General features: G+C 56.0%; 17 protein-coding genes. 7 read left to right on the forward strand and 10 right to left on the reverse strand.

Going from position 1 to position 23,747, the window contains the following annotated elements; genetic code table 11:
• A partial coding sequence (gene xthA / locus ACK59Z_RS23745; RefSeq protein ID WP_409293766.1) for an exodeoxyribonuclease III occupies positions 1-798 on the reverse strand: 798 nt, incomplete at its 3' end.
• Between the two features lie 162 nt (positions 799-960).
• On the opposite strand from xthA, the gene ACK59Z_RS23750 reads away from it, so the two are divergent.
• Genes ACK59Z_RS23750 through ACK59Z_RS23760 form a run of 3 tightly spaced genes read left to right on the forward strand, consistent with a single transcriptional unit; the run spans position 961 to position 7,077 of the window.
• A complete protein-coding gene (locus ACK59Z_RS23750) occupies positions 961-1,611 on the forward strand; it encodes an N-acetyltransferase (protein ID WP_108191016.1) in 651 nt (216 codons plus the stop codon).
• A 52-nt stretch (positions 1,612-1,663) separates the two neighbouring features.
• The gene (locus ACK59Z_RS23755) at positions 1,664-3,406 is read left to right on the forward strand and encodes an autotransporter assembly complex family protein (RefSeq protein WP_029611748.1); all 1,743 of its coding nucleotides are present in this window, start codon (positions 1,664-1,666) and stop codon (positions 3,404-3,406) included.
• On the forward strand, positions 3,403-7,077 hold the full coding sequence (locus ACK59Z_RS23760; RefSeq protein ID WP_409293768.1) for a translocation/assembly module TamB domain-containing protein: 3,675 nt from the start codon (positions 3,403-3,405) through the stop codon (positions 7,075-7,077). Before ACK59Z_RS23755 ends, ACK59Z_RS23760 begins: the two co-directional genes overlap by 4 nt.
• A gap of 19 nt (positions 7,078-7,096) precedes the next feature.
• Here the strand turns inward: ACK59Z_RS23760 and ACK59Z_RS23765 are convergent, their stop codons facing one another.
• The 6 genes from ACK59Z_RS23765 to ACK59Z_RS23790 all read right to left on the reverse strand — a co-directional run bounded on the left by ACK59Z_RS23765 (position 7,097) and on the right by ACK59Z_RS23790 (position 14,675).
• Complete coding sequence (locus ACK59Z_RS23765; protein WP_010953797.1) at positions 7,097-7,651, reverse strand: DUF2589 domain-containing protein; 555 nt, start codon at positions 7,649-7,651, stop codon at positions 7,097-7,099.
• 74 nt (positions 7,652-7,725) lie between these two features.
• Positions 7,726-8,370 (reverse strand): DUF2589 domain-containing protein, encoded by a 645-nt coding sequence (locus ACK59Z_RS23770; protein ID WP_012052541.1) that lies wholly within the window; start codon positions 8,368-8,370, stop codon positions 7,726-7,728.
• Between the two features lie 264 nt (positions 8,371-8,634).
• Complete coding sequence (locus ACK59Z_RS23775) at positions 8,635-10,986, reverse strand: TniQ family protein (RefSeq protein ID WP_409293770.1); 2,352 nt, start codon at positions 10,984-10,986, stop codon at positions 8,635-8,637.
• Positions 10,952-11,917: a TniB family NTP-binding protein gene (locus ACK59Z_RS23780; protein ID WP_409293772.1), complete on the reverse strand. Its 966-nt coding sequence runs from the start codon at positions 11,915-11,917 to the stop codon at positions 10,952-10,954. Before ACK59Z_RS23780 ends, ACK59Z_RS23775 begins: the two co-directional genes overlap by 35 nt.
• 27 nt (positions 11,918-11,944) lie before the next feature.
• On the reverse strand, positions 11,945-13,843 hold the full coding sequence (locus tag ACK59Z_RS23785) for a transposase (RefSeq protein WP_409293774.1): 1,899 nt from the start codon (positions 13,841-13,843) through the stop codon (positions 11,945-11,947).
• 91 nt (positions 13,844-13,934) lie between these two features.
• A complete protein-coding gene (locus tag ACK59Z_RS23790) occupies positions 13,935-14,675 on the reverse strand; it encodes a hypothetical protein (protein WP_409293776.1) in 741 nt (246 codons plus the stop codon).
• Positions 14,676-15,637: 962 nt separating this feature from the next.
• Here ACK59Z_RS23790 and ACK59Z_RS23795 point away from each other — a divergent pair.
• Entirely contained in the window at positions 15,638-16,345 is a 708-nt protein-coding gene (locus ACK59Z_RS23795; protein WP_409293778.1) for a hypothetical protein, read from the forward strand.
• A gap of 63 nt (positions 16,346-16,408) precedes the next feature.
• Here ACK59Z_RS23795 and ACK59Z_RS23800 read toward each other — a convergent pair whose 3' ends face one another.
• The 3 genes from ACK59Z_RS23800 to ACK59Z_RS23810 all read right to left on the reverse strand — a co-directional run bounded on the left by ACK59Z_RS23800 (position 16,409) and on the right by ACK59Z_RS23810 (position 18,706).
• The gene (locus ACK59Z_RS23800) at positions 16,409-17,416 is read right to left on the reverse strand and encodes a DNA-binding protein (protein WP_232099705.1); all 1,008 of its coding nucleotides are present in this window, start codon (positions 17,414-17,416) and stop codon (positions 16,409-16,411) included.
• Between the two features lie 123 nt (positions 17,417-17,539).
• Complete coding sequence (locus ACK59Z_RS23805) at positions 17,540-18,301, reverse strand: SIR2 family NAD-dependent protein deacylase (RefSeq protein WP_409293789.1); 762 nt, start codon at positions 18,299-18,301, stop codon at positions 17,540-17,542.
• 99 nt (positions 18,302-18,400) lie between these two features.
• A complete protein-coding gene (locus ACK59Z_RS23810; RefSeq protein ID WP_409293780.1) occupies positions 18,401-18,706 on the reverse strand; it encodes a hypothetical protein in 306 nt (101 codons plus the stop codon).
• A 419-nt stretch (positions 18,707-19,125) separates the two neighbouring features.
• On the opposite strand from ACK59Z_RS23810, the gene ACK59Z_RS23815 reads away from it, so the two are divergent.
• The 3 genes from ACK59Z_RS23815 (at position 19,126) to ACK59Z_RS23825 (ending at position 23,278) form a co-directional block, all read left to right on the forward strand.
• Positions 19,126-20,034, forward strand: a complete 909-nt coding sequence (locus tag ACK59Z_RS23815) for a site-specific integrase (protein WP_409293782.1) — start codon at positions 19,126-19,128, stop codon at positions 20,032-20,034.
• Positions 20,035-20,438: 404 nt separating this feature from the next.
• Entirely contained in the window at positions 20,439-22,601 is a 2,163-nt protein-coding gene (locus ACK59Z_RS23820; RefSeq protein ID WP_409293784.1) for a DEAD/DEAH box helicase, read from the forward strand.
• Positions 22,598-23,278, forward strand: a complete 681-nt coding sequence (locus tag ACK59Z_RS23825; RefSeq protein WP_409293786.1) for a DUF2290 domain-containing protein — start codon at positions 22,598-22,600, stop codon at positions 23,276-23,278. The genes ACK59Z_RS23820 and ACK59Z_RS23825 overlap by 4 nt, the downstream gene beginning before the upstream one ends.
• Positions 23,279-23,747: the final 469 nt, after the last annotated feature.

Below are 23,747 nucleotides of genomic sequence, written 5' to 3' on the forward strand. Positions count from 1 at the left end.
CCAGATCGGCGCATGGTCCGACGGCTTTTCCATCCCGCGCAGCTCATAGTCCACGCCCGCTGCCTTGATGCGCGGCACCAGCGGCTGCGAGGCCATGATCAGGTCGATGCGCAGGCCGCGCTTGGGCTCGTCCTCGAAGCCGCGGCTTCGGTAGTCGAACCAGCTGAAACGGTCTGTCACCTCCGGGTACAGGTGGCGGAAGCTGTCTACCAACCCCCAGCCTTTCAAACGTTCCATCCACTCACGCTCCTCCGGCAGGAAGCTGCACTTGCCGGTCTTCAGCCAGCGTTTGGCGTTGTCCGGGCCAATGCCGATATCACAGTCTTGCGGCGAGATGTTCATGTCGCCCATCACCAGCACTGGCTGGTCGTTGCGGAACTGGCTTTCCAGCAGTGCCTGCAGGTCACTGTAGAAGCGCTGCTTGGCCGGGAACTTGGTGGGATGGTCGCGGCTTTCACCCTGGGGGAAATAGCCGTTCATGATGGTGATCGGGCTGCCGTCGGCATCGGCGAAGGTACCCCAGATGAAGCGGCGCTGGGCATCTTCTTCGTCGGTGGCAAAGCCCTTGTGCAGGCTCAGCGGCGCCTGGCGCGACAGCAGGGCCACGCCGTAGTGGCCTTTCTGGCCGTGATAGTGCACGTGGTAACCCAGTGCCTGCACGTCGGCCAGCGGGAACTGATCGTCGCTGACCTTGGTTTCCTGCAGGCCGATCACGTCCGGCTGGTGCTTTTCGATCAGCGCCGCCAGCTGATGCGGGCGGGCCCGCAGGCCGTTGATGTTGAAACAGACGATCTTCATGGAAAGACAATCCCGGTAAAAGGCGCGATGCTAGCCGACATCGACCTTCATCACCAGCATGGCGGCCAGGCGAGCCTGCTGCTAACGTGCTGTTGGGGGTGAACGAAGCGCGCTGGGGCACCTCCAAGGCACTGAACGCCCATTCCAGGAGGTCTTTCCGCAATGCCCGAAACCACAGCCGCCCCGGCCCGTGTCTGCCTGCTCGACGATGGTTACAGCCGCGAGGCACGTTCGCTGCTGTACAACGCCTACCGCCACGAGCCCACCTTCGCCTATATCTTCGAAGCCCAGCGCCCGGGGTATGAGCGGCGCCTGCGGGTGATGGTGCGCGAATGGGTGCGCCAGCACTTCTACCTGCAACTGCCCGCCATTGGCCTGCTGGTCGAGGACCGTCTGATTGCCCTGGCCCTGATCGTGCCACCGCAGCGCCGGCTGGGCGTGGCCGACAGCTGGGCCTGGCGCCTGCGCATGATGCTGGGTACCGGCCTGCGCTGTACGCGGCGCTACATGGACTACCAGGCTGCGTTGGCCAGCTGTCTGCCCACTGACCAGGTGCATGTGCTGCCTTTGCTGGGGGTGCATCCGCAATTTCAGGGCAAGCACTACGGCGAGCAATTGTTACAAGCTGTGCACGACTGGTGCGCGGAAGACCCAGGCACCCAAGGGGTGGTGCTGGACACCGGTAACGAGCACTACCTGGCTTTTTACCAGCGTCAGGGTTATGAGGAAATTGGCGAAGTAGCTGTAGGACCAATCCGAGAGAGGGTGTTCTTTCATCCTAATCCAGTCGCTTCAAAACCCGCATTTGCCTGAACAGGCCGCCAGGCGGCTCCCTTGAGCGCCCGGCTCTGGTAGCATGCGCCGCATGACGTATTCAGGAAGATTGACCTGGGGCCTGGTTTTCTGGGTCGCCAGTTTCGCAGCATGGGGCCAGAGCGAGTTGTTGGTGAAGGTGAAGCCGGCCAACAAGGCGCTCAAGGCCAATGTCGAAGGCTATATAGGCACATTGGGTGACCGCGACGAAGAAGCACTTTTGCGCTTCAGTCGCGGGGCAGAGGAGCAGGCGCGCAAAGCGGCGCAGGCACTTGGCTACTATCAGGCGCAGATCGATACCGAGGTCAAGCCCGCCAGCGACGCAGACCATCCCCCACAACTGATCATCAGCATCAACCCGGGCGAACCGATTCGCCTGCGCAACGTGACCGTGCGCATCGAGGGCCCAGCCAGCGAGATGAAGGCCTTCCGCGTGCCTGACAGCAAGGCGCTGCGGGCGGGTGAACAACTCAATCACGGCCATTACGAGGATGCCAAGCGGTTGATCCAGAACCAGGCGTCGCGCTATGGCTTCTTCAGTGGGCGCTTCAGTAGCCAGCGCCTGGCCGTCGATCCGCAAGCCGGTGTGGCGGATATCGAACTGGTCTACCAGAGTGGCCCGCGTTATCGCCTAGGCGCCGTCACCTTCGGTGGCGACACACCGCTGGACGAGGACCTGCTGCAGCGCATGGTGTCGTTCAAGCCGGGTACCCCTTACGACTCGGAACTGGTCGCAGAGCTGAACAACGACCTGCAATCGAGCGGCTATTTCGAAGGCGTGCGTGTGGATGCGGCACCCACTGCTGCTGTGGGCGAAGAAGTCCCGGTGGATGTTCACCTGGAAACCCGTAAACCACGCACCATGGGCCTTGGCCTGGGCTTCTCGACCGACGTCGGGCCACGCGGCAAGGCCAACTGGACCCGCCACTGGGTCAACCCGCAAGGTCACAGCTATGGCTGGGAAACCGAACTGTCGGCACCGCGCCAGAACGTCGGCCTGTGGTACGACATTCCGCTCGATCCGCCGCTGACCGACAAGCTGCGCTTTGCCGGTGGCTACCAGAACGAGGAACTTGCCGGCACCGACACGCTCAGCAAGTTGTTGACGGTCGGCCCCGAGTGGCACAGCAAGCTGCCCAGTGGCTGGCAGCGGGTGATTTCGCTCAAGTACCAACGCGAAGAATATCGCCTGGGTGATGACTCCGGATTGAGTAACCTGTTGATGCCTGGCATCAGCTATTCCTTCCTGCGCAGTGACAACCGCATCGATCCGCACAATGGCTATCGCCTGCAGTTCGATGTTCAAGGTGCCAAGGAAGGGCTGGTTTCCGACACCAACCTGCTGCACGGCAACGTATTGCTCAAAGGCCTGACCACGCTCGGCCACAACCATCGCTTTCTCGGGCGCGTACAGTTTGGTGGCAGTGCGACCAATGGCTTCAAGAACAACATTCCGCCGTCGCTGCGTTTCTTCGCGGGTGGCGACCAGAGTGTGCGCGGTTACGACTACCAGACCCTGTCGCCGAAGAACAGCGACGGTGACCGTATCGGCGGGCGCTACCTGGTGGCGGGCAGTGTCGAGTACCAGTATTCGCTGACCGAAAAATGGCGGGTCGCGACGTTCGTCGACCAAGGCAACTCGTTCAATGACCTGGAGCTGCCCAGCCTCAAGACCGGTGTCGGCTTTGGTGTGCGCTGGGTATCGCCGGTCGGGCCGCTGCGCCTGGACCTGGCCAAGGCGCTGGATGACGAAGGGGGCATTCGCCTGCACTTTTCCATGGGGCCCGAGCTGTGAAACGCGTAATCAAATTTACTTCACTGGGCCTGCTGGGGGGCGTCGCGAGCATGGGCCTGGTGCTCGGCTTGCTGCTGGGTACCCAGGCCGGCAGCCGCTGGGCACTGGGCAAGGTGCCGGGGCTTGAAGTGGCCGACTTCCAGGGTCGCCTGGCGGGCAGTTGGCAGGCCAGCCGGCTGACCTGGGCCGACGGCGGCAGCACGGTAGAGATGCAGGCGCCGTCGCTGGCCTGGTCGCCTGCTTGCTTGCTGCGCGCTACCTTGTGCATTGACCGGTTGCAGGCAGACCGCATTGACATGGCCTTTGCGCCAAGCACCGAACCGACCGAGAGCGCCCCGCTGCAATTGCCGACCCTGCGCTTGCCGCTGGCCATCGAACTGGGTGAGGTCAAGGTCGGGCAGCTGCGCCTGGATGGCAGCGACCTGCTTGGCGATTTGCAATTGGCTGCGCACTGGACCAACAGCGGGATACGCATCGACAGCCTGCGGCTGCTGCGCGACGACCTGCAACTGAGCCTGCAGGGTGACCTGCAACCCGAAGGCGACTGGCCGGTAACACTACAGGCGCAATTACAGTTGCCTGCGGTAGACGAAAAACCCTGGCAACTGGCATTGACGGCCAAAGGCCAATTGCAGAAGACGCTGGAGTTCGCCGGCACCAGCAGTGGTTACCTCGATGCCACATTGAGCGGGCAGTTGCAGGCATTGGCCGAGCACCTGCCGGCGACCTTGCACATCCGCTCCGACGCTTTCAAACCGGCTGGTGCGTTGCCTGACACCTTGCAATTGAAAGCGCTCGAGCTCGATGCCAAGGGCGATCTGCTCGATGGCTATCAACTGTCTGGCAGGGCCAGCCTGCCGGCCGAGCAGTCACCGATCGCCTTGGTCCTGTCCGGCCTGGTAGACAGTAAAGGCGCCAGGCTCGATGCCCTGGACCTGACCGCCAGCGACAGCCAACGGGTCAAGCTGCAAGCCACGGCTGACTGGCAGCAAGGCCTGAGCGCCGATGCGCAGCTGGACTGGCAGGACTTCCCGTGGTTGCGTCTGTACCCACTGGAGACACCGCCCGAGGTCACCCTCAAGCGCTTCAATACCCAGGTGCATTATCGTGATGGCAATTATCAGGGAACTTTCACGGGGGACCTGGACGGCCCGGCAGGAGCGTTCAGCCTGGCCAGCCCGTTCGAAGGTGACCTCACCCAGGTGAAACTGCCGAAGTTGGCGCTGACCGCCGGCCAGGGCAAGGCAGCCGGCAGTGTCGCCGTCCGTTTTGCCGACACCCTGGCCTGGGATGTCGACCTGCAGCTCTCCGCGCTCGACCCGGCCTATTGGCTGGCCGAGCTGCCCGGTACCCTGGCGGGGCCACTGCGCAGCAAAGGCGAACTGAAAGGCGATGCACTTACCCTCGATGCCCAGCTTGACCTCAAAGGCCGCCTGCGTGGCCAGCCAGCCATGCTCAAGGCCGAGGCCCAAGGGGCAGGGCAAAGCTGGACCCTGGGCGCACTGGCTATCCAGCTGGGTGACAACCGCATCAACGGCAGTGGCAGCGTGCAACAGCGCCTGGCGGGGCAAATCGACCTTGACTTGCCGCGCCTGGGCCAGTTGTGGCCAAGGCTGCAAGGCGGGGTCAAGGGCCGGCTGGATGTCGCCGGCACCTTGCAGGCCCCGCAAGGTACGCTCACCCTGCAGGGCCAGCGCTTGGCTCAGGGCGAAAACCGCCTGCAGCAGTTGGACCTGGATGCCCGCCTGGACAACGCCCAACGCGGTGTAGTCGGGCTCAAGGCAACCGGTATCCACCTGGGTGATACCGCCTTGGGCACGTTGCAGGCCAACGGCAAAGGCGACATTCGCCAACAGGCCTTGACCCTCGCGCTGGATGGCCCGCAGCTCAAGCTCGACCTTGGCCTGGATGGCCAGTTGAACAAAGGTGACTGGCGCGGGCGCCTGGCCACTGGCCGCATCCAGGCCGGTGGCCAGGACTGGCAGTTGCAGGCGCCCGCACGCCTGCAGCGGCTGGCCAGCGGCCAGCTTGACTTCGGGGCCCACTGCTGGCGCTCCGGCCAGGCAAGCCTGTGTGGCGACGACCAGCGGCTGGCCCCCGAACCGCGCCTGCGCTACCACCTCAAGCAGTTCCCGCTGGGCAGCCTGGCCCAGTGGCTGCCGAAGGACTTTGCCTGGCAAGGCCTGCTCAATGCCGATATCAACCTGGACATCCCGGCCAGCGGCCCCAAGGGCACTGTCGTTGTCGATGCCAGTGGTGGCACCTTGCGCGTGCGCGACAAAGGCCGTTGGGTCGATTTCCCTTACCAGGCCCTGCGCCTGGACAGCACGCTGGCACCGCGGCGCATCGATACGCGCCTGGCGTTTCGCGGTGAGCGCCTGGGTGAGCTGAACGTCAACGCCCGGCTCGATCCGCTGCGCAAGAACAAACCGTTGTCGGGTGATTTCCGCCTGGCCGGGCTGGACTTGTCGGTGGCCCGCCCATTCGTGCCCATGGTCGAACGCCTGGCCGGGCAGCTCAATGGCAGTGGTCGGCTTTCAGGCACCTTGCTGACACCTCAGGTCAACGGCAACCTGATGCTCAGCGGTGGCGAAGTCAGTGGCGCCGAGCTGCCGGCCAGCCTTCAGGACCTGTCATTGCAGGCGCTGATTGCCGGCGAGCAAGTGCAGCTCAACGGTAACTGGCGCAGTGGCGAGGCGGGACGTGGCCAGTTGAGCGGCAACCTCACCTGGGGGCAGGCACTGGGCATGGACGTGCGTCTGCAAGGCCAGCAACTGCCGGTCGCGGTCGAGCCCTACGCCACACTGGAAGTTGCCCCGGACCTGACCTTGCGCCTGATCGATGACAAGCTGGCGGTGACCGGCAAGGTGCAGGTGCCCAAGGGCAAGATCACTGTACGAGAGCTGCCGCCGTCCACGGTCAAGGTGTCGGATGACACGGTAATCGTCGGTCACCAGACCGAGGAAGGCAAACCACCCATGGCAATGGCCATGGACATCGATGTCGAAGTCGGCCGCGACAAGCTGTCGTTCAGCGGCTTCGGGCTGACTGCCAACCTGCTGGGTCATGTGCACATCGGCGATAACCTCGATACCCGTGGCGAACTGAGCCTGGCAGATGGCCGCTACCGTGCCTACGGCCAGCGCCTCACCATACGCCGGGCGCGCCTGCTGTTCGCCGGCCCGATTGACCAGCCATACCTGGACATCGAAGCGATCCGCAAGGTTGACGATGTGATAGCCGGCATCCGCCTGAGCGGCAGCGCCGAGCAGCCGACGACCAAAGTGTTCTCGGAGCCGGCCATGAGCCAGGAGCAGGCGCTTTCGTACCTGGTATTGGGGCGGCCATTGGGCAATACCGGCGAAGATAACAACATGCTCGCCGAGGCGGCCCTGGGCCTGGGCCTTGCCGGGAGCGCCGGCATAACCGGCAGCCTGGCGTCGAGCCTGGGGATCGACGACTTTCAGCTGGATACCGAAGGTTCTGGCAACAGCACCAGCGTGGTCGCCAGCGGTAACCTTACCGAGAAACTCAGCCTTCGTTACGGGGTGGGCGTGTTCGAACCGGCCAACACGATCGCGTTGCGTTACAAGCTGAGCAAGAAGGTTTACCTCGAGGCCGCCAGTGGGCTGGCAAGCTCTCTGGACATCTTCTACAAGCGCGACTTCTAGGCCCGCAGCGTGGCGGCCATCAACGGACGGTGGCCGCCTCGATGAACTCGTTGGTGTCGGGTGAGGGCGGTGGAGTGGTGGCGCGCACCGGGACGATCAGGTTGGTGTATTCCTCGATCAACCGGTTCAGGGCCTCTGGCGGTTCGCTCGCCTGGAACTGCATGCGGATCTGCACTTCGTCGGGGTCGCGGTTTTCGCCCTGGCGGCCTTGGCCACCAATGGTGACCTTGAAGCTCGCGGCCTTGCTCTCGCTCGCGGTCAGCAGTGCCTGCTGCGCCTCGGTGCCTTTGACCCTTACCGACAGGTCGACCTGCATGCGCTCAAGGGCCAGGCCTTTCGGTGACACTAGCGCAAACAGGGGGACGCGCATGATGTGCTGCCCATCCATGGCCACCTCGACCATCTTGGCTTTCATGGGGGCGCCCAGCGCTTCTGTGTCGCACTCGAAAAACTGGTCGAACAGGTTGATGTACTGCTGGGCAATCAGGCTGTTGGTGGCACTGGCGGCTTCTTGCAGGCCGCGGGTAATTTCACGCAGGTCAATGGAGGTCATGGGGGCGGGGGGCTTTTGCAACGATTCGACTCCTCAGGCCAGGGTGTGCCCCTCCGGCTACCGGCAGGAGGGGCTATGGGTCAAGCGCTAGCGTTTTACGGGGTCGGTAGGTTTGCAGGCGCGGCCCGTTTCAAGGTGTCCGCCTGGGATATTTCGTCCGGGCTTTCCAGTGCGGCGGTTCGGACAATGGTTGGCTTGGTTGCGGCGTCAGTGAGGAACTCGATTACCCTCATCATCGCTTCGGGCGGTTCCTGACGCTTCAGGGTCGTGTTGAAGGCATAGCGGGCACGGGTGTCTGTTTTACGGGTTTGCGTGGATTTGTGGCTCACGCTGCCTTTCACGTTAAGCCTGAACGGCCCCCATCCCAGTGAGCCGGTAGCTTCTGCACTCATGTCCTTGTTGGAAACATCTTCCGACATCTGGTTGATAACCAGCTCGAACTCTACATTACCCTCTTCGATGGAAATGTTCGGGTGGGTAATGGCCGCCATCAGCGGCACTTTCATGGTCTTGCTGACCACCCCTTTGTATTCGCCCTGTTCGTCGACGATGGTTTCGTCGTAGTCGAACTGGATGGCTACTGCCTTGCCATCCTGGACGCATACCTGCATCAGGAAGTCGGCGTAGGATTTGCTGGCGGTGACCTGCGCCTGGACCATGGCCTGCAAGGGACCGGCGATCATGCGGTCCATCGGCAGGGCATTGATCACGGAGCCTATAAGGCTGTTATCTAACGACATATCGGGAAGCTCGCTCTATCTAGTGGGGTAAGGCCGCCGCGAATAGCAGCCAAGGTGTCCGGGCGTCAGCGCGTGCAAAGCTCCTGGCGACGTGTTTCAAGAGTGACAAAAATGATCAGGCTGATAAATCGCAGTGCGTGCAAGATTATTTCTATAAGAAAAAAATGCCTTTTCAAAAAAACTGAAACGGCGATTTTTTTTGCATAAAGTAATGTGATGGGCTTTATATCTATCAGGTATGAAGATGGGAAAAATATGTTGCTGTTATATATGGGCTAATTTCAAGTGAAGCAGCTTGCTGCCGGTGCTTTTGTACCGGCTAACGGCGCGGCGGAGGGTTTTGATTGAAAACATAGTGGGCGTTGAGCATCCGCCAAGAGGGACGTTGCATGCCTTGATCACTTTCTTGTACAGCAAACTTTGCAAATAGCCGCCAGGGAGGCCGGTAAGAGTTTGAGATTGCTTCAGGGTAAAGTTTGATGCATAGAATTTATCCAAGATCCTATAATGTGCCTTAGTGACAAAATGTTGTTTGTGGATAATATAGCTTGTGATCGCATGATTTCGAATGAAGCGACATTCGATTTCTGTTGGTGGAATCCCGTGATCAATACTCAAAGTGGAGATTGGTACTAACTTTGAAACCCTGCGACGAATGCTGTTGGCTTCTGACTCTGATAGATCTAGTCTAAATGCCGCGGTGCGATAATGCTCCGGGCGGGCGTTAAAAACACAGTCAGTGAACTTATGGAATTGGTGGCTATATATTCCGAGCTCTTGACAGATTTTAGAGATTTTTATCAGGCGTTTTTCACGGTGTGCGCGTCCATAGTCACTGTCGGGTGGATTAAGAGTTATGATGAGATCGGCAGTGAAATCCTTACGCCTATATATGTACTGAAGTTGATTGTATGGTAATGCAATAGCTAGGTTGAGCATGCCGTGATGGGCGAGGGCTCGAGGGATGCAAGCACTGTGAATATCTAGAAGCTTTTCAAGTTCATGGCCGGTTATGTATTCTCGCTTGAGTCTTTCAAACGACTCAGCAGTTACATAAAGTTGGCGACCTTTGCCGTAAGCGTCAAGAAGCCCTTGATGTATCAGTGCATAAATGTATACGCGATGAGTGCCCAGTCGTAATGCCGCGTCGTGGCTACTCAGTACTAATGCAGACATCGTTGGTGGTAGTGTGGGGCAGGTGGCAAGAAGTGTTTGTGGTGTGGCTTCTGAATCCGGCTCACTATCGTCTTTGTGCTGATTAAATATTCCGATATCTATTCGCTTGATAAATGATGGGGCAGGGAAAACTGATGCAACATGACGGTCTGTTTTTATGGTCGTGAGGTTGCTTTGGCTGACAATTTTTCGAATGGTTCGAACGGTTAAATCATAATCTTCAGCTAACTGCCAAACTGAAATATATTCATGGTGAAATTTTTCAAATTTGTCCATGGAGAAGAAGTGTTGCGTGGCTTTTCCGAGTTGAATGGAAGGGCCGAAAAAGCCTTGCTTGCATAGGTTGGAGAAATTTGCTTTGGGCATATTTAGTTTCGCAAAGCATTCCCTGAACGAAATTAGACTGTGCGCTTGCGTATTGGGTTTGGGAGGGCTAAAACTGAAGTCTTTACTGATTTCCATGATTTTTCTGATATCCGAATCATGGTATCGGGGGCGCGTTCTAGAATTTTTGGGAAACTGTGGGTGTGCCTGGATTCTGTTCCACTGTGCTGCCGATGCGTTCACTAGTTTTTTTACTTGCTCAGTCGTAAGTGTCTCGGCATTGACATGGCTACAAGTTTCAGGTTTGTCGGCAAGGATGTTTGAAATATCATTAATGCATGTGAGGGTTGGAAGCTTAGCGAGTAGCATTGCGTTCCCCAGTGCTGAACTGCCGCCAGCAAGAGTGGCAAGCGATTCAGCACACAGCTCAAGTTCACCGCAGGCTAGTCCTATTGCCGCTTTAACTATGTTACGGTTACGTGTGAAGTCTGTTCTGTGCTTGGTGGCATAGAAGTCCATGGAGAGTAGCGTTTGCGAAAATAAATCAATTTTCTCCTGGCTTCTCGACTTCAGAAGGTTGGCAACAAGTGTCTCTGGGTAGACATCCATTGAGCTAGCAGTAGGTGATTTAAGTTGTGCGCCGCACACGCATTTCATGGTTATCTGATTGTACCAAGTAAACGGGCGGCTGCAAGCCAAGCAGCATGATAGGTATTGCTTATTATGTCGTGGGCAATATAAGGATGACCTCAGGTCTTTTATCCTGCTCTCCAATTCCTCCTGCCAGCAATCAGTGCAAATAGCGGCCTCTGCATAGCGAAGTAGGGCATTGGGAATCATTATGTCATGTAGCAAGATGATTCGGCTTTGGTCTTTGTCATCTAAGTTGACCTGGTAAAAGCCCTTGAGCAGTTCCTGCTCAAAGGGAAAAGCCAGGTCGGCTAGTTTGCGCGCTAATTTTCCTTCTTGGAAAAGCAGGCTGTTATAAGAAGTTCGGTGAAGAAAGTGATTTAAAAAAACTGCGCAACTAGGGTAGCCGTTGTGAATGGCGGTTCGACGGATCATACTTGTAGGCGATTCGTCAGGTTTTGCGAGAGGGAGGTAGTGTAAATTCATGATATCGCTCCAATGCGCTAGAGATTTCAGTCTTTTCAAGTGTGAAGGGGTTGCGGCCAGGGCTCAGGTTTAATGATAGGTAAATAGAGTCGCCCGCGCTGATAAAGTCCTCGAATAATAATTTCCGATTTCGATGGAGCGAAATCTCAAGCGCTTCACAAGTGATTTTTTTTATGTATTCAAGGCTGCCGTTACTGGCGATGAACAATCCCGTCGCAACGGTAGTGTCAGTCAGATGTACCCCTGGATCCAAGTGACCTATTTCATAGAGCTTTGAGTCAAGGCTATTTAAAAGTTGCATGTAGTCAGAGTTTTCATCTGTACTGAATTTTAAGTATCCAAAATCGACTCGGTACGGGTAACGTCGGGCTAACACTTCCCGGCTGTATACCACGTCAATGCACTCCTCAGTTCCGAGGATGATGATCGGTATATTAATACTGTTTAGTAAATGGGTGAGGCAGTCGATCACTGCGTCTCTTGAGTGTTGAGTGTCAGGTCGCGTAAGGAACTGCAGTTCATCTAAGAAGCAGACTTTTACCTTGCGTTCTTTAAATGCCCTGATGGCGCGTGCTTTCAGATCGATTGTGTCACCTCTGCTGTCGTCGCTGCCGAGGGCTTCGACCAGCGTTTTGAGAAAGGACTTTACGGTTGCTGCCGATGGTAAGCAAAAGTAGAAAGCGGGTAGTTCTTCTGTAATATTGTCCTCAGGGCTTACGACGCGTGTAGGCGGTGGAAATGAATCTCGGTAGAGCATAGCGAGCGTGGACTTTCCAACCCCAGAGGGGCCCGCGATGACACAGCAGTTGGGTCTCTGACGTGTACGGGTCGATTCCACAGACTTAACCATCATCGCGTAGGCCTTGCGGTAATGCCTAAAGAAAACGATTTGATTGGAATAACAGGTGACCAAGTCATCGAAATCGCTCATTTCTTTATCTCCTACAGTCAACTTTAACTACTCTTGATCGGGAGGAGCTTTGAATTCCATAACTTCCATTTCGGAAGGTACGCTATTTCCCATGCTCAACGGCATGGCCAAATCGGTAGGCCGAGAGGGCGCTTGAGGTGCGTTATGAGGTGTAATAGGCTGTTTCATATTTTTACGTTTCTGGCGTTCAGATCGCTTGGTCGCCTGGCTGCACTCCTCAAGCAGGAGTAACCGTTCTTGCTTAGCAGAGGAGAAGTCAAAGCTCTTCGCCTTTTCGGTGAGCTTTCTGCTGATCTCTTCATGCGTAAACATAGTCAAGCCACACTGGTATGCAGGGTCGACCGCTTCTATTTTGAAAATTTTTTCAGGCGTTTTCGGATGGCAAACCCATGCGTATCCGAGCTCAGAAGGATCGTAATAGAGGTTCAGAACAGATGAAGAATTTCCCTGGGTGCCCAAGAATGGTACTGCAGGGAGGGTCCACTGCAGATTGTTGAACCTCAGACGTCCATTGGATGGCGTTGCTGTAGTTTTACGAAGGAAGAGTTGATGGATGTCCTCGTCAGAAAATTTCCGTGGAGGGAATAAATGATCAAGATGTTCATCCCAGACGACGGTTGGAGATAATTTGTTTAGGCCGGAGTGAGGGCTTTGATGGTACATCTTTTCTAGCCAGTTTTCGAAAATTGCCTTGAAGCGCTCAAGGGTGTAAATCGCGTGCTGTGCCGATTTGTAGTCCCCGCATTGTCGTGGGTTGGAATACGTGGTCCCCTTCATGATATGAGGTAACTGCTTTTCGAATGTGTCAAACCACTTTTCAACATGTGGTTTTTGATCAGGGGATCCTTTCGAGCAGAAAACAAGCTTGGCACCCATTAAGTGGAATTTATCGGCTAAGTCTTCGGCGATAAAGTCGGGGCCATTGTCGACTTTGTAATTGCTGCCAAGCCCATTGTATTCATAGGTGTTAGATAGCGAAATTTTAAGTGCGCGAAGGGTCTTTTCGAGGCTTGGTGGGTTAAAGGACAAATCATAGCCAACGATGCGTCGGCTCTTCAGTTCCAATACGACGGTCAAGTAGCACCTTCCAACGTTAACACCTTCATCATCCACAAGTTCCAAATCCACGTCATGGGTGTCACATTCCAGATGCTGCAACAGATAACTCGACTGTGGCGTTTTTTTGCTCCATTTCTGACGTTTAGATGCTGCTTTATAGCCCGTTTGATGCAGTTCTTTCGTGTAGGTGTCGAGTTCGCTGATGATGCGCCATAATGTTGACTTCGATGGAATTCTGAGGTGTTCAACACGCTGAAGATTGATCATTGTTATCTTCGATTGAATTGCATCTATGACATCTGATAAGGAAGCGTGTGGGCGCTTATAGTAGTGTCTGTCAAGCACCTCTATGATGATCTGTTGAATTTCGATGTGTTGCAGATCAAGACGTTTATTGTGTTTCCGGGGTTTCGAAATGAGTGAGATTGGACTGCCGCCGGACAGTTTGAATTTTTTACTCCAGGTATAGACCGCCGAATAGCTGGGAGGGTGAGTGTCGCCAATGCTTTGCGCAACTCGGTCGATGAGTAGATGCGTTTCTTTTACAGGAAGTTTTCCGTGCTGATCTGCCTCTGCTGCCATAGTATAGGCCAACCGGCGATCAAGGTAAGTACGGTCTTTCTGAGACAGCCCGGCCACTATCCTATTGACTTGCCCCTTCAATGGGGCTTCTTGAATTCGGATAAAATTGCCGCGGTGCCAAGACTGCAGCAAACGCTCATAGGATTGGAAAATGATGTCCCCCGAGCGTCTAAGACTGCGTAACTGCACCGTATTATCGATGATATCTACCACCTGATAGCTTTCCTGCTGGTAGCTGTAATGCTCCCCGATCAGAATGACAAGTTGATCTTTTGGGTCATGCATGATTGTTACTTAACACCGTATAATCCGATATATAGACAGAAACTGGTGCAGGATATACCCGCGCGATGCTAGCGATCATCAAACTCTTCGGTCAGTCAGCGTGCAGACCAGGAAAATGAAGTTCGCAATGGCACCATGCTGGTAGTACCCCTTGATGTAAAAGTTGAGTAAATTGTTGCAATTTGATATTGGCAACCAGAATGCTGCTGCCACTGAAAGTAAAGAAATCCTTGGTGCTTAAAAGCTGATAGAACAATCCGTAAGCAACCTCTTTAATGGTGACCTGTTCATCCAGGAGTGAACTAAGAGGTGCGCCATCTGGGAGGGACTGAAGCTTTTCGACGACGAGCCAAGCGCGTTGCGGTGTTGAACCGAATGCGTAGCGGTACCACTTTTCAAGCGTCTCCAGTGTCCGACCCTCTCGAATTTCAGCGCTGGTAATCGTTACTAAAGTTGACCCGCAAGTAGCGAATACGGGTACAAAGACAGTGCGGGTAATCACGCTTCGTGGTGAGTTGATTCGCTCGGAAATTTTCACCTCAAAGAACACTTCGTCCCCATTGGAGTAATGGACGCAGAAGTCGGGTGTGTAGCGCGCGTGGTGTTCGAGAGAGTGCACAGTTACCGGGTGAGACTCATATGTGACAACCCTTGGGTCACGTTCAAGGAGGAGGCAGAAATCGGCCTCCAGTAGGGAGTCGCAGGGAATCGAGCAGTGATTTTTGCGTGAAGGAAAACGAGTAACTCTTCTCCCGTACCGGCCACGCTTTGGTGGGTGTGCGGCAGTAGTCACGTCAATGAGACTGGTGAACTCAGTGGGTACGTGGAGCATGATTGATCACTCCTGCTACAGGGCTGCCGGACTGTGAAGGTTGTAGGCCCGCCTGCGGATAGTGGACGCCCAGTAAATTTATTCAACCCGACAGAGGAGGAGATGGCGGTGCCCTCTCATGGAGTTATTCTGCGACAACCAGCTATGACCTCTATTGATCTCGACGCACAGCGTTATTCTTACTGGCCTTGGGGAAATCCAGAGCTCTGGTTCGGGATACGTTGCCCAGAATTGAATGCTTGCTACTCCGATCAAGGCCAACTTCGTCCTGAAATGCATTCAACCTGAGTAACTTAGTCATGGCGGTACTCAGTTGCCCGCGTGCACCATCTCTCATTTGCCCTATCGGCCTTGGGTGAGTCCAGAAACCTCGATTGATAGGCTTCCTGCCTCTATCATCGCTTCGTAATGAAGGTCGTTTGCTGCACCGATCCAGACGGATATCTTGTCGGCCGCTGGCAAACTGGCTGCTGGGAACATCCTGACACTTCTTCATTGATCAGCAGATTTTTCTCAGCCCAGCTGATAGATGGAGTCCATCATGAGTTTCCTCTCAATAGCTATCGCAAGTCCGCTCGACGATCTCACTTGAAGCTGGGTGTCAATCTTATTGAACATTTGCTGTACGGGTTTCATTATGAACTGAACAGGTGGAGCAGAATAGCGGTCGTCGGACTGCGGTGAAGCGCTGCTGTGCTTTTTCCGCGCAGGGCTCTAGCCCGGTTTTCCCAGCCGTAATTTCTTGTCTCCAAAAGCCGCGCAAGGTGGATCGTGAGTCGAACGTAACGGAGGTGTACGACATGTACGCTGCGAACAGTGAATGTATTTCGTATCGCATTCGTAGCATCGCTTTGTTCCACGCAACGGCCGACTCGATGAATTGCGCTCACGCGCCTTGCGCCATCGCCAAATACTGGCGAAACCTGTGGCCCTGGGGGGATGGTAGGTCGTTCTGGAGAGGCATGCAGCGCGGTGCAGCGCCGAGTAATGATCATCTGAAATGTTTAGTTGAAAATTTTCCTAATCTACGGTCCCTGTTCGAAAATCCACTTTGGTTAGTGACCTCGCATCCTGAGTGGACGAATGAGTTTGATGATTTGGCAGATACGATACGTGTCGGCGGAAAACCTTTGGATGGGTATAACGGTAAGTTAACTCGTCTGTTGTATGACCGCGTTGACTGGCCATGCCTGGCTGCCCACTTTGTGTTGTTGCAGACGCGCGGCACCCGCTTTGAGTTTCACCGGATGTGGCTGAAGCAAAATTTTGTGGTCATGGCCGGTCTGAGCTGCATTCAGAGACCGATTAACAACATCCGTACTGAGCTTCGAGATTATCTATTCCCCACAATGTTTGGCACTGAGTCTGCATCGCAAGTTGGTCGGCGGCGCTGGATCTCATGTTGGGATGCCAATGAAACTCTTTTTGAACTTCTGAAGGGAAGGAACTGGCTATATGGCGATGATCAACATCTCGCGCTACTCATCTGGAACTTTCGTCAGCAGCTTCAGCACGAGTTGGATGTTGGACCTCCGCAGGCTATGGCGCCATCAGGATGTGGATTGCCCCATTCCTTGCGGCAAAAGTGGTGCCGCAAACGCTCGCAATGGATGGATCACCCTATTCATTTGAACGGTATTTGCTGCGAATTCTCCGGTCAGCATGCATAGATTGCAGTTTCTTGCTATAAGCAAGCAACTTCTCTGGTAGTGTAGCCGCCGACGTATATTCATTCAGGTAGTAGCGTTGTCGGGGCCTGAGGCTTGGGAAAGGGAAACTGTTGTGCTTGGCAGGCGGCCCAACAGCTGATGAACTTGGTGCAGTTGTTGCGTGAGGTCGCGAAGATTCCGACGGTCCTGACGACGATCCAGCAGGTAGCGGTGAGCACGCTCCCGTAAGCTGGATGCTTCAAGCTGCAGCAACTGCTCCCGTTCTCGCGATTGACTGAGGACTGCATTCAGCTGTTCCTGGCTTGCTTGAAGCTGCTGGACCTGTTTCTGTTCGGATTGCAGGGTCAGGCGCTGAGTATGATTTTCAGCGCATTGGCGTTCTAAATCTCGGTACAACTGTGTCAGGTCTTCCTGTTTGCTCATCAGCTGCTCCTGCAGACGCCGCTGCTCATGCTGAAGCTGCTGTACCTGTGCTTCATAGCGCTGGATGTCAGCCTCTCGTTGCTGACGGCTTTGCTCCCGGAAGTGCATCAACGACTCTCGCGCCTGTTGATACTTTTCCTCCAGCGACCGAAGCTGTTCGTCGCGATCGCGCACGGCTTGCTGGAGATGGGATTCAGTGGCAAGCAGTCGCTGCCGGTCACCCTCCAGCTGTTCGATGCGCGTGGCAAGGCTGCGCTCTTGCTTGCGAGCTTCCACGCGTTCCTCTAGAAGCAATTGATGGTTTTTTTTCAACTCATCATGGCGGGCGCTGTCGACCTGACGTTGCTGCTCGTAAGCCAGCTTCTGCCGCTCGAGGCGTGCCCGGTCGGCGCTGACCGCTGTTTGTGCATCTGCCGCCAGACGCTGAACCAGACCTTCGATATAGGCCTGGACTTCCTCATTCAAAGTCACCGCAGGCGGTCGCGGCTCCTCACTCGCGAGTTCGCGCAGATAGCGGTTGATGGTGGTTTTCGAACCCGTGTCGCCCAATTCGACCCGCACTGCGTCAATGCTCGGCGTCTCACCCCGGGCGAGGAGGGCATCTCGCGCAGCCTGCACCAGCGCTTTGTTGATTCCGCTACGGGCCATGGCGTTGATCCGACAGGATGGTTCTTACACAGTATGGTGCAAACCGAATGCGCTGCTTCGGTTGCAGCCACTGGGAGGGCAGCGTAATTCCTTTAGGTTAACGGTACGTGGAGAGCGGATTAGCTAACTGGCTAGCGCCCGTTCGAGCAGGGTGGGCAATACCTGTCCGGCATCGCCAATCAACATCACCTCCTTGGACTTGTCCATGCCGACATCGATCGGGTTGATGTGAATGACTACAGCTCCGCTCGCCAGGGCAAGATCGGGCAGGCTGGCCGCCGGCATGACCACACCGGAGGTGCCGATCGATAGCAGCACGTCACAATGGCGTGCCGCCTGTGCGGCGGCTTTCCAGGCTCCCGCCGGCAGGTCTTCGCCGAACCACACCACCCCTGGACGCAGTCGGCCGTTACAGCGGGCGCAGCGCGGTGGCTCGATTAGTTCGCCTTCCTCAGAGGCGCACTGCTCAACGCTGCTGAGGGCGGCGGCGCGATGGCAGGCGAAACACTTTGGGGTCATCAGACTGCCATGCAGGTGGACGACGCCCTGGCTGCCGGCGCGCTCATGCAGGTCGTCAATATTCTGCGTGATCACCGTGACCTGCCGTCCGCTGTCAGCCAGGCGGGCAATCGCACGGTGCGCGGCGTTCGGCTGGGCTTGTAGCATTTGCTGGCGACGCCACAGGTACCAGCCCCAGACCAACGCCGGGTTCGCGCGAAAGGCTTTTGCCGTTTCCAGGCGCTGCGGATCGTGGCGTGCCCACAGCCCGGTCAACTGATCGCGGAACGTCGGAATGCCGCTTTCGGCGGAGATCCCCGCACCGGTGAACACCACGATATGGCGCGCCTGCCGCAAGGCGGTCGCGGCTGCGGTGAGTCTGTCGATCAAAGCTGGTCTCCTCCTTTGTGACCTTACTCAAAGCGGGGCTAGGGGCTGCCAGGCCTGGCCACAACGTGGACAGTTGGGCAGGGCTGAGGGCGCCTGTCAGCCACCGTCGCGGAACCAATCGTGGCGACTGACCAAGCCCAATTCTTCCTCGCCGGGGCGGGCGTCATCCTCGAACAAATGGAGGGTCCGCCGCTCCTGCTTGAGGTAGGCGAGGGTGGCAAAGAAGCAGCGCTCACACAGGTGCACTTCATAATGCTCACCGTCGTGGGCTGTCCCATAGCCCCACTGCGGCTCCAGCCTTCCGTAGTGCAGGTTGCCGTTTGCCAGCCGGGTGGATTCGCGGCAGACGTCACAGCGGACATCGGTCACCGCTTCGCATTCCACGCGTCCGAGGATTTTCATGGTTCCTGCCTCGCTCGCCATCGTTCTTTAAGCGTAGAGCGCAGGGACTGTCTGAGTAGGCCATCGGTCGAGTAGGCCCAGGTTATATGGGCAGGTGCTTACCGTAGCGTGCGACTTGGCTGGCTACACTGAAAGAAGTAGGCGCCCACCCTGACGGGTGTGGAATGCTTTCACGTGGTGACCCTCCGTGCCTGACGCCCGTTTCGACGCAGAGCTCGCCGCAGGACTGTTACAGCCGGGCAAGCGCTGTTACACCGCATTTTTTCGTACCGTACAAACGGTACGAAATTACACGTGTACAACCCTTCGTCGGCAGCGCGGAAGAGCTCGAATCCTGAGGTGTGAGAAGCCCAGATTCTCGAACGTGATCACGCTGTTCAGGTTTTTTGGCAGTGAACGGGGTACAACGGGAGGAAGGTGTGGACACTTTGCCCGAGCGCTATCTCCGGGCCGCGCGTCGCGCCAGTACCGAGCGGCGCTATGCTCAAGCCATTGCACACTTCGAGGCGGAGTGGGGCGGGTTGCTGCCGGCGTCCAGCGAAAGTGTGGTGCGCTATCTGGCCGCCTATGGGGCGCAATTGAGCAGCGGGACATTACGCGTACACTTGGCGGCCTTGGCCCAGTGGCACCGGGCGCATGGTTTTAGCGATCCGACTAAGACGGCGCGGGTGCGCGATGTTTTGCGTGGCATCCAGGCACTGCACCCGCAGCCGCAGCAGCAGGCCGAGGCTCTGGCGTTAGAGGATTTGCAGGCCTGTGTCGACAGCCTCGAGGAGGCGCTGGTCAGTAGCGAGAAAGCGGTACGCCTGCGCGCCGCGCGGGATCGCGCCCTGCTTTTGCTGGGCTTTTGGCGGGCCTTACGCGGCGATGAACTGTGCCGGCTGCAGACTGAGCACCTACAGATACGCCGGGGAGAGGGGCTCGTGGTATTTTTGCCCAGCAGTAAGACTGATCGCAGCAATCGGGGTCGTCAGCTGAGTGTGCCGGCGCTGAAGCGACTGTGCCCGGTAACGGCCGTTGAGCAGTGGCTGGAGTGCAGCGGCATCCAGCACGGTGCCCTGTTTCGTTCTGTCAATCGGTGGGGACACCTCTCGGCACAGGCGCTGAATCCCAACAGTATTTCACGGCTGCTGCGGCAAATCATGGTTAGCAGCAGCGTTGATCCGCAGGGCTATTCGGGGCACTCCTTGCGTCGAGGCTTTGCCACCTGGGCGAGTGCGAACCAGTGGAATACTAAGGCTCTGATGGACTATGTCGGGTGGCGCGACATCAAAACGGCAGCCCGCTATATAGATAGCAAGGCGGCATTTGGCGTGTGGGCGGAGTAATGCGGTCAAAACACCGCCTGCGGTACTCTTTTGCTGGGCCGCCGGCCCGTCATTTCAGTGAGCACCACCTGAACTGGGACGCGCGATCTGGTAGTCGCTCTGAACACGGCTGACGAATATGCCTCGACCCAGGGCGACAGTCTGGGAGCGTGAAATTTGGCCAGGGACTGTGTTGCTCGGCGCTGTCTGCGTGGCGCTCTTGCGGTAGGAACCTCTTCCTTTCGCTTGCTCCAGAGCATCGTTCACGGTGTGACGTGCAGCAGGGTAATGGCCGTTTTAGCCGATTCAGCTACTCGCTTAGATCTAGGGGGAGGGGTCGCTCCAGCCTTCTATTGTTCGTATACTCCTCGGCATGATTGTGTGAAGCAGTGTGCGACACTCACCCCTTTAGTCTGGATGCCTTTATGAATACAGTGGAGTTCACCCGAGGAACCAATGGCAAACCCGCTGCGTCTGCCGCCCTTGAGGATTGTTTGGCAAATACCATTGGTCTTGATGGTAGTTGTTTCTTCGGTTACCCATTGATTGCAACTCCCGAAGGCAAGTATTTCGTGGATGCGACTTTTTTGAATCCCGATAAAGGCGTCATTCTCTTCGATATAGTAGAAGGGCAGAATCTAGGGGACTATGCTGATCGTCAGGATGATCTCGTCAACAAGATCGAGTCGAAGCTGAAACTGCATAAAGACCTGATGAAGGGGCGGAAGCTCCTGCCGCAGTTGCATGTCATCACCTTTGCACCGTCGTTGATCAATCTTGCAAGTCATGCGCAAGAAGATTACCCGTTGGCGAATGAGCACAATCTCGCATCGCTGATTCAGAGTTTGGAGTGGGACAACGCGGATGATGAGATTTATCGCCTGACGACGTCAGCTATCGAGAGCCTGTCGTCAATTCGCAAGAGCCGCTCAAAACGTGAAGTGACGCGCGTCGACTCGCTCGGTGCGAAGCTGAAAAAGCTGGAAGACTCCATTGCCACTCTGGATTACCGGCAGAATCGTGCGGTCGTGGAGACGGTTGAAGGGGTACAGCGTATTCGCGGCCTGGCGGGCTCGGGTAAAACCATTGTGCTGGCGCTAAAAGCCGCTTACTTGCATACCCAACAGCCCGATTGGCGAATTGCCGTAACCTTTAACACCCGTTCTTTGAAGGGGCAGTTTAAACGGTTGATCAACAATTTCTGTATCGAGCAGAGTGGTGAAGAACCCGATTGGACCAAGCTTCGGATCTTGAATGCTTGGGGTGCTCCTGGCGGGACGGAACGAGATGGGATGTATTACGAAGCCTGCCGCCAGAGTGGCGCTGATTTCTACGATTTTCGTACTGCCAGTAGCCACTTTGGTGGCAGCAATCGGGCATTTGACGGCGCCTGTAAGGCCGCGCTCAGTAAAATCAACAAGTCGTTAGATGTCTACGACACCATTCTGGTAGATGAGGCGCAAGATTTTTCGCCGAGCTTCCTGCAGCTGTGCTATGCCATGCTTAAGGCGCCAAAGCGGCTGGTTTATGCGTACGATGAATTGCAAAACCTGTCCGGTACTTCACTGCCCCCTCCTGAAGATCTGTTCGGAACGGATGAAGAAGGGAATGCCTTGGTCTCGTTCGCCGGAGATCACCAGCAACGGCGAGACGTGATTCTGCAAAAATGCTATCGGAATTCACGACCGGTGCTGGTCACCGCGCATGCCTTGGGTTTCGGTATCTACCGTGCTCCCCCCAAAATGGCGGAGACTGGGCTGGTGCAGATGTTTGAACAGCCTGCTCTATGGGGAGAGATCGGTTATCGCGTTCACTCAGGCGACCTGAGAAAGGGCGCGCGAGTGTCGTTGGAGCGAACCGATGAAACCAGTCCTCTGTTCCTCGAGACCCACTCGTCCATCGATGAGCTGGTGCAGATTATCAAGTTCAACAGTGAAGCCGAACAGAATGACTGGGTCGCCCAGCAGATCGAGAAGAACCTGAGTGAGGATGAGCTGCGTTACGATGATGTCATCGTGATCAACCCTAATCCAATCAACGCTCGTGAGCGCTGTGCCGCAATACGAAAGACCTTGTTTGGTCGAGGTATTCAAAGCCACCTGGCCGGCGTCGATACTGATCAAGATGTCTTCTTCCGATCTGATTTGGGCTCGGTGACCTTCACCGGTATCTATCGGGCCAAGGGTAACGAGGCCGGGATGGTGTACGTCATTAATGCACAGGAATGTGATGGCGTGGGTGCTGGATTGTCGACGCTGCGCAATCGACTGTTTACCGCGATCACCCGAAGCAAGGGTTGGGTACGGGTGGTTGGTTATGGACCGGGCATGGATGCGTTGGTGCAAGAGTATGCGCAGTTGAAGCAGCATCAGTATCGATTGGACATGGTCTACCCCACCGACGCGCAACTGAGTAAATTGCGGATTGTTCATCGTGATTTGTCGGAGCATGACAAGCAGCGCTTGGAGCAAAAGAAGTACAATGCGCAGGAGCTGACTCACGCCCTAGAAACGGGAGAACTGAATCCTGAGGATCTTGACGGTGAAACGCGAGCGAAATTGCTTGCGCTGTTGAGTGGCAATAAATGAGTCGACATGCGCCGGCGCGTGAGAAGGTCAGGCATGATCTGGAGTGTCTTACGGCTGAGCTCATAGGCCTCGGGCTAGCGGATGATCAAAATTTCCCCGCCATGAGACAAGTCGGCCCTGATGTGTGGGAAGTTACTTTTCATGGTGCCGAGGCGATTTCTCTCGCCATGGGTGATATTGACTATGGGGATCTGTATCAGGAGCTTTTTGCCAACCGATCATTTTGCCTGAAGCTTATCGATGGTGGCCTGCTGCAGTTGTCGTATAGGTTTGACAAGGATTCTTTGGTCAAGCATCGGCTCGCCTTCTATCCCTCGCCAAGCTTGCGTCCGTTTCAAGATGATCCGGAGGTTTATTTGCGCGAGGAGTTGTACGTGGATATTGTCAGTCGTCGCTTGGTTCCCTTTCCCATACGCTTCGATTATGACTTGGACGCCACAAAGGATGTAGCGCATCCTTCCTGTCACCTGACGCTTGGGGATGTTGAAGGATGCCGTATCCCCGTACACTGCCCACTCACGCCACGACAATTCATAGAATTCATTGTCAGGAATTTTTACCAAACCGATAAGCACGAATTCATTTCGCGGTTTCCTGGTCACAAACATTTTTTCGATGTCAGCATCAGCGTCAACGAGCAAAAGCTGATTCACTTGAACGTACCTGGAGCTGAATAGTTCGAAGGTTTTCTGCCCGAAGATGCCAGCAGCGTTCAGTTAGCTCTGACCGTCTTCGGGTAAGATCACGCCGCGGATCCTGGCGCGGATTGATGCCCGTGCTCGGTCTGTCCTCAGGGGAGTGCAAACCCAGGCGTTCTCGAGGGGAGACAGGTGGTACCAGTGAAACGCAACCGGCGACCAAGCTCAACGGCAGGCCCGGCACGCAGGGTGACAGTGCTGTTGGGCCAGCCTGCATGAGTCTGCCAACTCTCCCAGCGCCAGCGATTGGGAAGAAGCCATCTGTACTGGCTCTGTCAATTTCATCTCGCTCAACGCTGTAATAGGTGCGGATAACCTGTGGCTTATCAGACCCAATATAACGAAGAGCAGGGGATGTCGGTACCCATGGTCCTGAACGGCAGCTATCGACCCAGGCTGTGTGAAAACGCCCGCAGTTGTCTAACCTTCTGACCGTCGTGATCGTGGC

Origin of the sequence: Pseudomonas sp. KCJK9058 (assembly GCF_046230975.1) — a bacterium.
In the GTDB taxonomy this organism is placed as follows: Bacteria; Pseudomonadota; Gammaproteobacteria; order Pseudomonadales; family Pseudomonadaceae; genus Aquipseudomonas; species Aquipseudomonas alloputida.